Annotated in this window: 13 protein-coding genes and 1 pseudogene; 8 read left to right on the top strand and 6 right to left on the bottom strand. The window is 52.0% G+C overall.

Features of this window, described 5'->3' with window-relative positions; translation table 11 throughout:
* Window positions 1-378: 378 nt before the first annotated feature.
* Both M4951_RS04410 and M4951_RS04405 read right to left on the bottom strand, forming a co-directional pair.
* A complete protein-coding gene (locus M4951_RS04410) occupies window positions 379-582 on the bottom strand; it encodes a hypothetical protein (RefSeq protein WP_262025268.1) in 204 nt (67 codons plus the stop codon).
* Between the two features lie 510 nt (window positions 583-1,092).
* Window positions 1,093-1,872 (bottom strand): double-CXXCG motif protein, encoded by a 780-nt coding sequence (locus tag M4951_RS04405; protein ID WP_262025267.1) that lies wholly within the window; start codon window positions 1,870-1,872, stop codon window positions 1,093-1,095.
* A 660-nt stretch (window positions 1,873-2,532) separates the two neighbouring features.
* Here M4951_RS04405 and M4951_RS04400 point away from each other — a divergent pair.
* A complete protein-coding gene (locus M4951_RS04400; RefSeq protein ID WP_262025261.1) occupies window positions 2,533-2,880 on the top strand; it encodes a hypothetical protein in 348 nt (115 codons plus the stop codon).
* Window positions 2,881-3,090: 210 nt separating this feature from the next.
* Here the strand turns inward: M4951_RS04400 and M4951_RS04395 are convergent, their stop codons facing one another.
* The 3 genes from M4951_RS04395 to M4951_RS04385 form a co-directional block, all read right to left on the bottom strand.
* Window positions 3,091-3,666 carry a hypothetical protein gene (locus M4951_RS04395; RefSeq protein WP_262025266.1) on the bottom strand — a complete coding sequence of 192 codons (576 nt, stop codon included), beginning with the start codon at window positions 3,664-3,666 and terminating at the stop codon, window positions 3,091-3,093.
* A gap of 134 nt (window positions 3,667-3,800) precedes the next feature.
* The gene (locus M4951_RS04390) at window positions 3,801-3,938 is read right to left on the bottom strand and encodes a hypothetical protein (RefSeq protein WP_262025265.1); all 138 of its coding nucleotides are present in this window, start codon (window positions 3,936-3,938) and stop codon (window positions 3,801-3,803) included.
* A 136-nt stretch (window positions 3,939-4,074) separates the two neighbouring features.
* Entirely contained in the window at window positions 4,075-4,542 is a 468-nt protein-coding gene (locus M4951_RS04385) for a hypothetical protein (protein ID WP_262025264.1), read from the bottom strand.
* Between the two features lie 429 nt (window positions 4,543-4,971).
* Between M4951_RS04385 and M4951_RS04380 the strand changes: the two are divergent.
* The 4 genes and pseudogenes from M4951_RS04380 to M4951_RS04365 all read left to right on the top strand — a co-directional run bounded on the left by M4951_RS04380 (window position 4,972) and on the right by M4951_RS04365 (window position 7,960).
* A pseudogene (locus M4951_RS04380) lies at window positions 4,972-6,132 on the top strand (ISAs1 family transposase).
* Between the two features lie 110 nt (window positions 6,133-6,242).
* On the top strand, window positions 6,243-6,722 hold the full coding sequence (locus tag M4951_RS04375; RefSeq protein WP_262025263.1) for a hypothetical protein: 480 nt from the start codon (window positions 6,243-6,245) through the stop codon (window positions 6,720-6,722).
* Between the two features lie 128 nt (window positions 6,723-6,850).
* On the top strand, window positions 6,851-7,078 hold the full coding sequence (locus M4951_RS04370; protein WP_002650954.1) for a transposase family protein: 228 nt from the start codon (window positions 6,851-6,853) through the stop codon (window positions 7,076-7,078).
* 444 nt (window positions 7,079-7,522) lie between these two features.
* Entirely contained in the window at window positions 7,523-7,960 is a 438-nt protein-coding gene (locus tag M4951_RS04365) for a hypothetical protein (RefSeq protein WP_262025262.1), read from the top strand.
* A 123-nt stretch (window positions 7,961-8,083) separates the two neighbouring features.
* Here the strand turns inward: M4951_RS04365 and M4951_RS04360 are convergent, their stop codons facing one another.
* Window positions 8,084-9,484: an IS4 family transposase gene (locus M4951_RS04360; RefSeq protein WP_262022749.1), complete on the bottom strand. Its 1,401-nt coding sequence runs from the start codon at window positions 9,482-9,484 to the stop codon at window positions 8,084-8,086.
* 433 nt (window positions 9,485-9,917) lie between these two features.
* Between M4951_RS04360 and M4951_RS04355 the strand changes: the two genes are divergently transcribed.
* The 3 genes from M4951_RS04355 to M4951_RS04345 all read left to right on the top strand — a co-directional run bounded on the left by M4951_RS04355 (window position 9,918) and on the right by M4951_RS04345 (window position 12,058).
* Complete coding sequence (locus tag M4951_RS04355; protein ID WP_262025261.1) at window positions 9,918-10,265, top strand: hypothetical protein; 348 nt, start codon at window positions 9,918-9,920, stop codon at window positions 10,263-10,265.
* Window positions 10,266-10,478: 213 nt separating this feature from the next.
* Complete coding sequence (locus tag M4951_RS04350; RefSeq protein WP_262025260.1) at window positions 10,479-11,579, top strand: hypothetical protein; 1,101 nt, start codon at window positions 10,479-10,481, stop codon at window positions 11,577-11,579.
* Window positions 11,576-12,058: a hypothetical protein gene (locus M4951_RS04345; protein WP_262025259.1), complete on the top strand. Its 483-nt coding sequence runs from the start codon at window positions 11,576-11,578 to the stop codon at window positions 12,056-12,058. The genes M4951_RS04350 and M4951_RS04345 overlap by 4 nt, the downstream gene beginning before the upstream one ends.
* Window positions 12,059-12,897: the final 839 nt, after the last annotated feature.

The following is a 12,897-nucleotide window of genomic DNA, read 5'->3' as shown; positions in this document are numbered from 1 at the left end:
ACGGCCTCCACCTCCATCCCCAATGAGGAAGCCCCGGCTGGACAGGACAAAGGTTGGCCCCAACCGAAACCCCGTATTTTCTCGTGCGAAAGGTTGGACCGGACCAAAACGCGAATCACCGTCCAACCATCCGGTCATTCGGCATTCGGATTTCGGATTTCGACATTCGTCGTTCCCAATAGGTTGGACAGGACAAAGGTTGGATCCAACCGAAACCCCGTATTTTCTCGTGCGAAAGGTTGGACTGGACCAAAACGCGGATCATCGTCCAACGTTCCGTCATTCAGCATTCGGATTTCGACATTCGTCGTTCCCAAAAGGTTGGACCGGACAACGATTCAATTTTCGATCAAATTACCCCTACCACCCAGGGGCAACTTAGGCAATCTGGACATCCGACCGGGCGCCGCTGCCTGGCTTGTCCAGCAGTGCCCCTTTCTCCCCAAGCCAACACCAAAGACCAATGTTGCCGCCGCGCAACAACCACCAACCATCGCGCAGCAGAACACCGGTCGGCAGCGGCTGCTCCAGCCGACCAACGATCACAGCGAGAAAGACTTTGCTCCCAAAGGCCGACATCACCCTGGGCAGAATCTATGACTATTTACTAATAATATCCTAAACAATGTCGCAGCCTTTTTCAAGCCTGAAAATGGGCCGAGAGAGGCTCTGTCAAATTCCACCAAACCCGCCAGCCAAGAAACACCCGGCGAAAACCAAAGCCTTGCCGACAGCCCCGAACAACGTGAATCGAATTTCCGCAAGGCCTGGGCGCCGTTGCCACGTCTTCGTGGCAACGAATGCGTTTGGAGATTTCGATCAACGCCACAAATCCGAGGCGGTTGAATCGTCCAGGTTCGTCAACATCGGGAGACTTTCGCGGTCAAGTTTTATTTGTCGGGGCATCGCTTTTTGCCAGAGAACCGAGTGGCCTGGGCGTGAAAAAGGGGACGGGGGTCATTGTTTTCACGTCCAGATGCTGGACGCTAAGGTTGATCAGATTTTCCGGGTGAAACTACAGGGAAATTTACTCCAAAATTCGACATCGGGATGCTATACAAGTCTTGGGCAATCGCCGTTTCTCAACGGCAATTACTTCCGTTCGATTAATACCGTTTTTTCCGGCGCATCTTCGGCGTACATGGGGCCGTTCCGCAAACACGCCGCAATCGAAGGCGACCATTGCAGGGCGTCAATTTCTGCGCGAATAAATTTTAGGAGCTTGCCTGCATCGGGAGTGCTGAAAAACATTCGGTAGACATTCTTAACTTGCTCGTGCCCTTCATAGGATCCGTAATACTTCGAATTGACCCGTTTGGCGGCTAGTTTTCCATCCATTTCGTCTTCAAACTTCGCAATCCGAAGAACCGCAGCCGCTTTGCCTTTGCTGGGCAGGGGCAACTGCAAAACCAGCGTTTCCTGCTTTAGGTCTTTTCGTCCATCCGCATCCAATTCGGGCAGCAACTGCCAATCGACGCCGCGCGGTAGGGGCCAAAGTTTGCGAAAGCTGAATCCCTGCAAGCCGCATTCATGGACTCGATCGACAAACGTGTTCGTCACGAGAACCATCACCGGTTCTTCTCGAATGCGGAAAATGGAAAGTGGCTGAAGTTTCGCCTCATGAAAGGCGAAATGATCAATCCCGTCGGCCGTTGTCGGCGGATCACACCAAAACTCCATCTCCGAATTCTTCCGATCGAGGGCATCGGAAACCTTGAGGATGTTGTAGATGAAAAACTGCGTCTTCGTCTTTGACTTGATCGGAAGGAGTTCCCCATTGGGCTCCAAAAAGTCTTTCAAGGCCTCCACCGCGCGATCGCTAAATGCTGGAAAAACCATGTTAACGCAAGGATAGTCATTAAATTCCGTCACACGTCCTCTGGTCGTCCGGGGCTTCCATTTCGCCTTCAAGGATGGCTGCTTCCAATTGGGGTTCTCCTCAGCGTCACCGAACCCAGGGCTCAGATCCTCATCCAACGACTCTCTCCCAAGCATGGATGGAGCCTCGTCCAAGGCGAACCCTTCAAACCGGGGATCGTCCGTAATCTTATTTAGTTCGTAAACTTCGGTAACGCGGCTTTTCACTGAAATGCGCCCTTTTCAATTTGCTTCCAGATGTTTTTCATCGCCTTTTCAGCGCCCTTCGTGGAGTTTACATTTTTAAACGCCTTCCCTAGCGCTAAGAAGAACCTGTCCGTATGCGTTCCTGCATGGCCAGCCTCCGCCCAAAATCCATTGATCGCCGTATCACGGCTACCTGATCCCAGAAGGGTTCAAAGGGGACGGGGGTCGTTTTTCTCAGTTTAGTAGGGTGCGTCAAGACGCACGAAGCCCTACTGACCAAGCGGCCAAATAAGTCGGCGTGGTAACGTAATCGCTGCGATCACTTGCGTTGCCACGCTGGAGGGGTTGGCGGTTGATTGAGCAGGTTCCAGTTGCGTCTCGACGCACCCTACGAACCTGGCAAATCCCTGCGCGTTTGGTCGATCAGTTCAACAAGCTATGCGTTACCGGCGTAAAAGTTAGCACAAGATGATACACGAAAATGATATTCTCGTTCTCCAGAAACTGCTCCGATGCACGAAGAGCGGACAGGTTCAGTGGGTGGAGAAAAGGGATGAGGCCAATGAATGGTACGAGACGAAGATAGGCGGATGCGAGCTGTGCTTCCGTTTTGCTTGGTACGAATCAACAAATCAAATTGGTGCGGACCGGCGTGCGTTCGAGTTGTTTATGCCGGGAAGAAATGCTGTGTTTTTTTTCGGATCGGAAGGTGCGGATTTAATGTTTGAGATCTTAGCTGCGGCATTTAAGGAATGGACGGATCACGTAAACCCTTCAATCGCCCTGGATTTTTTAAACGAACATTTACCCGAATAAGTGTGAGTTAGCAAGGGAATGCATCGGCACATTTCGCATTGTTCGACTCCCGACGTGACTTCCAGCAACAGCTAATGGCGCCCGAACCTTAATGTTTGGATAGACAATCATGGAAAATTCAAAACGCCTAGAATCTCACTCTGCTAAAAGACCTGCAAGATTCAATGATTTAATCTATTAGTGAAGAAAAGGGGACGGGGGTCATTGTTTTCATGCCGGGTGCTTTCGAGTGCTGTCGCGGATAAGAAAAGCCCCAAAAAAGACCCCCGTCCCCTTTGATCGGATCGTCAGGACGACGCGGCCGGGACCGTCTAAGATTTTGGGACAAGGAGCGATGTCGGTGATTTCGCCCTCCAGCTCTTCCGGAATTCCCATCTCGACCAGATCGAGCGGGTACGGGACCACCGCGCCGACATGCGCGTCAAAGAATTCGAGCCAAGTAGGAGGAACGATCGTCTGGACGACGATCCGATCCTCTTTTCCACTCGCCATCTCGCGCGTGCCGACGATCGTCACCCGCCGCCAAGTCGCTGGATCGACCGCGGCCGACAACGACTCGGTCCGATTCGCCGCATCGGTGACGACCCGCTGCCCAACGCGGATCGCTTCAATATTCTGCAACCGCCACGGCGAAGCGTTAATCGGCGCAACCGCCGTTTCCGCCTTCGCAGGCGTCGACCATCGCCAAATCGCCGATAAAGCGCCCGCCAAAATGAGCAGACAGCCTGCGAGGTAAAGCCAGGGTATTCGCGGTGAGGGGGTTCGGGCTATTGGTGAAGAAGACATGGCGGTCTCCATTTTGGACGTCAAGTTGTCGCCATTGTTTCCAAGGCAGTCCATAAAAAGGCCGGACGGCCCCTAGTGATGACAATTGACCGTTTGGACGGCTTCGCGATTGCCGAAGCTAAGCGAACGCGACCTTACTTCTCATTTTCTAGCAACCTTAACCCTTCAAAAACAATTCTCTGGAGGATTTCAACCGCCATCACACGCCCAGTGATGGACTCATAAAACAGGACTTCCGTTACATTGCTGTCTTCCTCGATAGAAAAATCCATGATTGCCGTTCCGGTTTCGTCTACGACTTCAAAAATAGGATACTTTCTGTCAACGTCCGAGCATTTCTGAAGCTTGTATGTTCCTACTTTCCTAGTCATTGGTAGTCCTTCGCTCTCCCAGAATAAACAATTCGCCCTATGGAACACTACGCCAAAAGCTCACTTGAGTCCCGCCTGTCGCAAAGTGGCTTTCCAGCAAGCGTCTGCCGAGCACCCGCTCGATCAGTTCGCCCAAGACGCCCGCTTTCAATGCTTCGATGTCCGCGCAAAGCCAGTGGCAAGATCCTCCCCACTTGGCGGTTGACCGGAGGCGCTCGACCGGGTTCAGTTCTGGGCGGTATGGCGACAGCCATTTGGCTGTATTCCACTTCGCTCCTAACCACTGCAACGCGCGATCCGATTTGCGGTGAGCGTTAGAACGATACGAAATCGCGATCAGCGGACGATTGAGTTCCTGATAAACGGCACGCAGAAACCAGACGAATCTAGTCGCCTTTTCGTTGTGCGTTTGCATCTCAAAAAAGAGATGCCGTCGCCCGCCTTGCAGGATCCAGATCAGTACCGCTATCGTAGTGATACGGTCATGTTGATCCCAGTTGTTCACAACTTGCCTCTATCCTTGCAAAGCCCAGTAGCGTCGCACCAACAGTTGTAGCTGGAACCCGCCTTCGTCGATCAGCACCAAGCCGGTCCATATCCTATGCCGCTTTTTTATCCACGGCCTTATCTTTTTGCCGCTATTGTTACGGATTCGCATCAATTTTGGTCGGCAAGTCGAAATGAATTTGTCGAGGCCAATCGACTTGTTCCAGGAGAAGTTCTCAATTCCGTCGTAGGCCTTAAGCGTGTCGACTCAGTTTCGGAGAGTCAGTTCAACGGTTTCGTGTATAATCTTGAAACCTGCGAACACGTCTACAGAGTGGGGGGGGGCACGGCCAGCGCGCACTTTGGGTAATCTAGCGTAGCGCGGCGGGTTCAATTCTGCGATGATAATGCTTTTCCGATTTCGCTTCACGCATCGCAGGAAGAGCGGATGGCCGGCAAGATGGACCAGGACGACGTCGTTTCTATTCTCGACTACTTTGCGGAACTTGATGATCCGCGTTGCCATATCAATCGCAAGCATCTGCTAGGCGACATTCTTGTCATCTGCGTGCTGGCGGTGATCGCCGGGGCGGATGGGCCGCGGTCGATTGCGATCTGGGCCGAGTCGCACGCCGATTGGTTGAAGAAACGATTGGAGCTTCCTGGCGGAGTGCCTTCGCATGATACGATCGGTCGCTTGCTCGCGCTGCAGAAGCCGAATGCGTTTCAAAAATGTTTTGACGAGTGGCTGCAAGCGATGCGACAAGAGGCGACGATAGACGAAGACGCCCGGGAGATCATTGCGATCGACGGCAAGGTGCTGCGGCGATCGCATGACCGCAAGCGAGGGCTTGGTCCGCTGTGCTTGGTGAGCGCTTGGGCGGTGCGAGCCGGCGTTAGTCTCGGGCAAATGGCGGCCGGTGACAAGTCGAACGAAATCGCGATTTTCCCCGAGTTAATTGAGCAACTCGACGTTCGCAAGGCGATAGTTACGCTCGATGCGGCAGGCTGTCAACGCGACGTAGCGGAGAAAATTGTTCACGGCAAAGGCGACTACGTTCTCGCGCTGAAAGGGAATCAAGAGCGTCTCCATGAGCAAGTGCGCGACTACATTACGCTGCGTTTGGAGAACGATTTCGCGGGCGTCAAAGTCGAGCGTTAAGAAGAGCAAGCAAAAGGCCACGGCCGCATCGACAAGCTGTTTTACTATCAACTGAAGCTGCCCGATGAAGTGTCTGCCGGCGACGCCTGGCCAGGTCTGAAGTCGATCGGCGTTGCGATTCGCATCAGCGAAGAAAAGGGACGCGAGACGTGGGATACGCGATATTATATAAGCTCACTGAAGCCTGATGCGAAGCAGTTCGCTTCGGCGGTTCGAGGCCACTGGGGAATCGAAAATTCGCTGCACTGGACGCTGGACGTCACGTTCCGCGAAGACGATAGTCGCCTGCGAAATCGCATCGCAGCCGAGAACTTGGCGTGGCTTAAACGCCTCGCGGTGTCACTGATCAAACAACACAAAAGCAAAGAAAGTATCGTGATGCGAAGGCGCATGGCGGGCTGGAACGTCAACTTCCTTGCCGAAATCCTGGGACTGACACGGAGTTAGTGTGCGTCAGCCGTGCCTTCGAGGTTGGGCGGCAGAAGTCAAATTTTCGTTTTCTGACAGAGCCTAGCCCATTTTTGACGCCTGTGCAATTCGGCTTTCGGATCATTGCCATGATGCTCGACATGTTTTCAGGATTCTCGTTGATGATGGCTTTTACGGGAGCTATATTTTTCAATGGTGTCTTTCTATATCGCTCCCTAACGATTTTACTAGAGAACTTTGGAGCTGATATCCATCGTACGGACTGTTTTCTGTTTATCATTACAGCAGTGATCACTTCTGCGACAGTGCTCGGTTTTTACGAAATAGTATTATCTGTGAATATATCTCTTTACGTGGGTGGAAAGAATGATGATCTTGACAATCATATAGAACATGCGTCGCGTGCTCTTTTATTTACCAGCATTCTATTCTACGTGCCTTATTTCGTTATTCTGAATACCGTGGCCAGGCCGCTTGCGGATGACTCGCTTTTTAAAAGCATTTGTTGGCTGGTATTCCTTCCTGTTTGGATCATTACTGGAACTCTGCTTTACGAAGCAGTCCTCCGAGCAGCCAGGCTGTTGAGTGCTCTCCGTAATACAAAATGAATCTACTGCTTGGCAGCCAACTGGCTGCGGCACGGCTATCGCGCACTCTAGGCAATTTAGCCTAGCGCGGCAAGCGAATCTTTGCGACAATCGTTCTCCAACTGAACACTTTTCAGCGGGAGATTGGCGTGGCGAAGAAAGGGAAGAAGAAGCGGATCACGAAACGGGTTGTCGCCGAGGCGGAACTTCGGGAATTGGCGAAATATTTTCAGTCGCTTGACGACTCGCGGTCGCATGTGAATCAGCGACATAAGTTGGTCAATGTCGTGCTCATTGCGATGTGCGCCGTGATCGCCGGTGCGGACGGGCCGACGGCGATTGAGTGGTTGGCCGGACGGTTACAGTTACCGACATAATCTCAATGAAGGCAATTTTGGCGGGGCAATTTTTGATGCGGTTGGAATCACGACTGACCTGATCGCTTTGGCGATTCCAATAATCCCAGGTGGTGCAGGAGTGGCCCTCGATGCGACAAGAGGGGTCCGTGCAATTGGCCGATTCTCGGATGTCGTGAAAACTGCTGATTTTGGTGCGAACGTCTATCAATCCTATGACGCATATCAGCAAGGAGACTATCTTGGAACGGCTCTTGGTGCATTTGGCATGGGAGTAAGGGTGAGGCAGGTCGATTTCATGTCGTTCCGGTGATTTGTGCCAGGTTCACATAGTCGCTGCATGACTAGACGGCAGCCGACTCGGATACCTTTGGTTTGGAAGCCCGGCGGGTTTGAAGATTATTGGCGCCGAATTCGCCCTTGGCGCATCGCTGGCTGGCAGTCATTTTTGGGGGACCAACATCGATGAATGAAGAACCGTCGAAGACCTATGTCGTCTTTCGGAGCGCTCTTTTCAGCTTCGCATGGCCAAAGGAAGGTCCTGATCTTGCACCTCCGTGGGGAAAGGATTGTGCTGCATTTGTCAAAGAAAGACTTCGAGCATTTGATGAAGTTACAAGCATTAACGGTCCTCACCAAGACGAATCAGCCTGGACGTTAGACGTAATTTTGGGCGGCGAGCGCTACGAGTTGCATGTTCACTGGGCTCTGATCGGTGAGCCTCCTGTAGATTGTTGGGTGATTCAAGTTTACCCGGTAATGGGACTCATCGGCTGGTTGTTTAGGCGACCATTGCAACACTTCTCCAAGTTACTGAAGAACGTTTTCCAAACCTTGGAAACTACCGAAGGAATTAGCGATGTACAGTGGATGAATTTCGAGGAGTTCTCGAACGTTTATTGATACGGGATCATCCTATACCAAAATGAAAGGGTTCAAAGGGGACGGGGGTCGTTTTTCTCAAAGGGTTCAAAGGGGACGGGGGCCGTTTTTCTCAGTTTAGTAGGGTGCGTCAAGACCTTAGGTTTACCCACATTTCGCAACTCGATATCCATCGATCATGCACTGCATTTTTTCCCAGCCTCGCCACAGGATCAGCCAGCCGGGCGGTTTATCGTTTCTACGGTTTTGGTGACCGCCGAGGCGTGCCAGTGCGTAGAAAAATTCGTACACGGACCAGTTTGCATCGTACTTCCCGTGTCGCCAGCGGCTGAGCACCTCGACATATTCCGGATCGATGACTTCGCTCGCCGGACGCGTTTTGGCGTCGGGGCTGCGACTTGCCGTGCGGAAATTTAGCAAGGTTAACGCCACCGCCGAGAGCATCGCGATCGCCGGTTGCAAGCGATGGACGTTGGTGAATTGCAATTTCTCAATCCCGCAACCGGTCTTCTGCGCCTTGTGAAATTCCTCGATAACCCACCGCCGTTCATACCACTGAGCCACGCGCCAAGCGTCGTCAAACGTACGCACAGGCTCGTTCGTCAGCAGCAGCCAACTGACTTGTTTTTCTTTTCGCGGCGGAGCGGCTTCCTCGACATACGTTACATAAATGGAGAGCCGATCATTACCGTGATGTCCATGTTTGCCGTGCGGCGCGCAGAGCAGAATCGGACCTCCTCGCAAGATAAACTCAGCCTGCTTCCGCGCCTTTCGGGCTTGCTTGCCGCGTTGCGATTGAACATCCATCGTGAAACGTCCCAGTTCCGGCAAACTCTTCGCATACCCCCGTAAAAGCCGCTTTTGACCGCTCGCTTCATGCCCCGGATAGACCTTGCGAGATTTACCGTTGCGAATCACAAAGCGTCGACCGCTGCGGTATTCATGCTCGAAAAACTCAAACGTGCTCGCCCCTTGATCGGCCACGTCAATCAAGCGCCAATCGTCCGGCAGATGCTGCGCGCCGCGAGGCCAAAGCAGGCTTTCTCGCGTCTCGCGATTGCGATGCTCAGGCAGCGTTTCGTTCTCAGGCACTTCGTCGCGGCAATGCAAGATCTGATCGAGCAGACCCAAGACTTCGCCCGACTCGGAATCAACGGCCAGCACGTTCTGACAGATGTAGCCGCGATGATTGCCGCGGCCGATCTGACCCAGGTCGTCCGTCAACGAATAGAGTGTCGAGTAATCCAACTCGGTGGCGTCATGCACGACCAGAACGGGGCCTTGATGCTCTTCGATGCGAGCGAGCGTGTATTCATGCATCGCCGCAATCAACGCGGAATGCTCGACCGCATCATTTTCGCAGAGTCGATAAAGCCCTTTCAGTTCCGCGCCTATCGCCAACTTCTCGGGCAACGTCCCGCCGGGATGCCGACAGAGGGAGTCAAATGCCGCAACCGCGCGGTTGGTGCGTCGCTTGTCGCCCAACTCCGCCTGCCCAAACATGGCTTGCCCCAAACTCTGATTCGCTTGTTGAGTGACGCTCATGATCGACTCCGTTCTTGGTGAAAAAGTAGGTTGCCTCCTCTTTCATCCATGCAATCGCCAATCAGAAATCCACCCTAAATTCCCCCATGAAGTCTCGATAAATCCAATGCAAAACGCCAAGCTATAAGCCACCGCCCAATTTAAAGACGCTAGCACGGGCGATCAGGAAATCGACAGATCTGGAATTCATGCGCGTGAGATGTGGGCGGACTTAAGGTCAAGACGCACGAAGCCCTACTGACCAAGCGGCCAAATAAGTCGGCGTGGTAACGTAATCGCTGCGATCACTTGCGTTGCCACGCTGGAGGGGTTGGCGGTTGATTGAGCAGGTTCCAGTTGCGTCTCGACGCACCCTACGAACCTGGCAAATCCCTGCGCGTTTGGTCGATCAGTTCAACAAGCTATGCGTTACCGGCGTAAAAGTTAGCACAAGATGATACACGAAAATGATATTCTCGTTCTCCAGAAACTGCTCCGATGCACGAAGAGCGGACAGGTTCAGTGGGTGGAGAAAAGGGATGAGGCCAATGAATGGTACGAGACGAAGATAGGCGGATGCGAGCTGTGCTTCCGTTTTGCTTGGTACGAATCAACAAATCAAATTGGTGCGGACCGGCGTGCGTTCGAGTTGTTTATGCCGGGAAGAAATGCTGTGTTTTTTTTCGGATCGGAAGGTGCGGATTTAATGTTTGAGATCTTAGCTGCGGCATTTAAGGAATGGACGGATCACGTAAACCCTTCAATCGCCCTGGATTTTTTAAACGAACATTTACCCGAATAAGTGTGAGTTAGCAAGGGAATGCATCGGCACATTTCGCATTGTTCGACTCCCGACGTGACTTCCAGCAACAGCTAATGGCGCCCGAACCTTAATGTTTGGATAGACAATCATGGAAAATTCAAAACGCCTAGAATCTCACTCTGCTAAAAGACCTGCAAGATTCAATGATTTAATCTATTAAATTTCCCTTCAGCGAACCTACAGGACTGCGACATGATCGATCTGAACGCCAAATCTAATCGCTTCGGCTGGCTGGCGAAAACCTGGCTGCTGTTCTGCCTGTTGATCGCGGCGACGCTGGGCTTCGCGTGGAATCTTCCTGGAGCGGTCGCCGCTTTGCGATTCGTTCCGGATCTAGACTCATCGCAATGCTCCATCCCCATCTCGGAAGTCCGATTGGGGCAGCGAGTTGCAGGAATAAATCCTCTGCGAGAACAGGCAGAAAAAGACGAGGTCGAACAAGCGTCCTGGCGAAAAATCTCGCTTCGGATGACGAAGATGTGCGGAAAGGATTTATGGATTGACCTCTTGCGTCCAGAGGAGTGGATACATGCAGTCGGCGCAAAGCCAGGCGCAATCGTACTACTAGATATGCCCGAAATGGGAGCATTTGGTCATGCACGAATACTTGAGATTTCGCCTTGCCCAGAAATTCAGCCCGGTCCTGGCACGCTCGTCACAGGACGATTTCGGCATGAGCTAGACGACAAGGCCGAGGTCCTCAGTGTTTGCGTAGAAGGGCAAGTGACGCCCACCACCGTTACCTCAGGGCATTTGTATTGGTCGGCCGACCGTGAGGACTATGTTGAGGCAGGAGACCTGGTCGCTGGAGAGCGACTTGACACAATCGTTGGCTCCCGTAAAGTCGCTTCGATTGCGTCAGTCGAACACACCGATTTTGTCTATAATCTCGAAACAACGGAGCACGTGTATAGAGTTGGATCTCTTGGCGCATTAGTACACAATAGCTGTACTGTCCCCAAAAAGGCAAATTGGACAAACCAGTACTATAATGTTCACCGACGCGAAGTTAACGCCCTGGACCACGTTTGGCTACGACATGGAAGAGGTGCAGGTTACTCCGATGTTAGTAGGTTTTCCTCAGAATTCTCCTCGAAATCCAAGATTAAAGGTTTGGTGAGCGACGCTTTGAATCGCGGAACAGTCGTTAACAAAGGGCTCCAGGGAAACACGAAGGCGATTAGTATCGATGTTGGGCGTGTCATTGGACAAAATCAGAATGGTGCGCCGACCAGCGTAATCCAGGTTTTTCTAGATCTCGGTAATAATGTAAAGACGGTGTTTCCACTATGAGAAAAATCAACGAATGCAGGTTGATATTTGCGGCATCATCCAGCGATGTACGCCAATTGCGTGGATTTCCCACGGCGACCATTTCAACAATTGACTTGATTCACGAACTTGTGTTCGGTCGTTTCTTGTTTGTTGAGGAGTCAAGCAGTGGACACTGCCTAATCGTCGAGAACGCCGCCTGCTTCTTCTTTGTGTCACAATTAAGGACGGCGCTTCACGAGGCGAAGGTGCTTGAATACTCACGGATTATTAGTCCGCATCAATCGTATGATATTACTGTCAGAAAAACAATTCAGAATGAGATATCGATTAGCGATTCTCGCCAGCCATCACACAAAGGCGTTCGGTTTGAAGCTAAGGCATTTGCCCGTGAGGTCCACAATGTCACGATGGATCTAGTCGACACGGTTTTGTTGTTCGTGCCGGATTTGAAATTAAGAAACGATATTGATGAGATTCGACGGTCTATACAAGCTTAATGGGCTGGATGGCAATGACGAACACGGGATTTTCAAGTGCCACGTTAAGCCCTGGCTTCCTGTCTCTTCATCCGCCCTTTTCAGCCAGTGTTTTCTCTTCAGACTGCTAAGCAGCATCAACGTCAGAAAAATTTGGCGATTTAGGACGATGAGTTCAACCATGATGCCAATCATGCCGTGGTTCAAGTTACTTTAAGCTTTGAAGTGTTGATCTGAACACTGACCAGTAAAACATCTCCCCACTTATCCCACATTCCAATCATCTCAGTGCTCATCCTCAGGAGACTCTCTCATCAATCCCAGCCAAACCATTGGTGCTTTGTCGATTCAGGTTCCCGCGTGCTATCACCGCAGCCAAAGTTTCACCGGCTGGGAATGCCTACCGCACCAGGCGAGGGGCGAAGAAAAGGGGACGGGGGTCATTGTTTTCATGCCGGGTGCTTTCGAGGGGCGAAGAAAAGGGGACGGGGGTCATTGTTTTCATGCCGGGTGCTTTCGAGTGCTGTCGCGGATAAGAAAAGCCCCAAAAAAGACCCCCGTCCCCTTTGATCGTTCTGGGGGAAGGGAGTTAGTTTGCGATGGCCGTGGGCCCGGCAGCGGGGAGCTATTGAAGTAGAGCGAAAGTGAACTCTGAGTGAATTCTAGCTCTATAGATAAATATATATAGTAATGACTTACGTGCCTTGTTTCACTTTCACCCCTATTCTCTTCTTCTCCCAAAAAGGGCCGAAAAATGGGGATGTCTTAAGTTTCGTAGGGTGCGTCAAGACGCACGAAGCCCTACTGACCAAGCGGCCAAATAAGTCGGCGTGGTAACGTAATCGCTGCGATCACTTGCG

It is taken from the genome of Blastopirellula sp. J2-11, from assembly GCF_024584705.1.
Taxonomy (GTDB): domain Bacteria; phylum Planctomycetota; class Planctomycetia; order Pirellulales; family Pirellulaceae; genus Blastopirellula.
The sequence above is the reverse complement of the archived record's forward strand: the minus strand, read 5'-3'. Positions and strand labels throughout refer to the sequence as shown.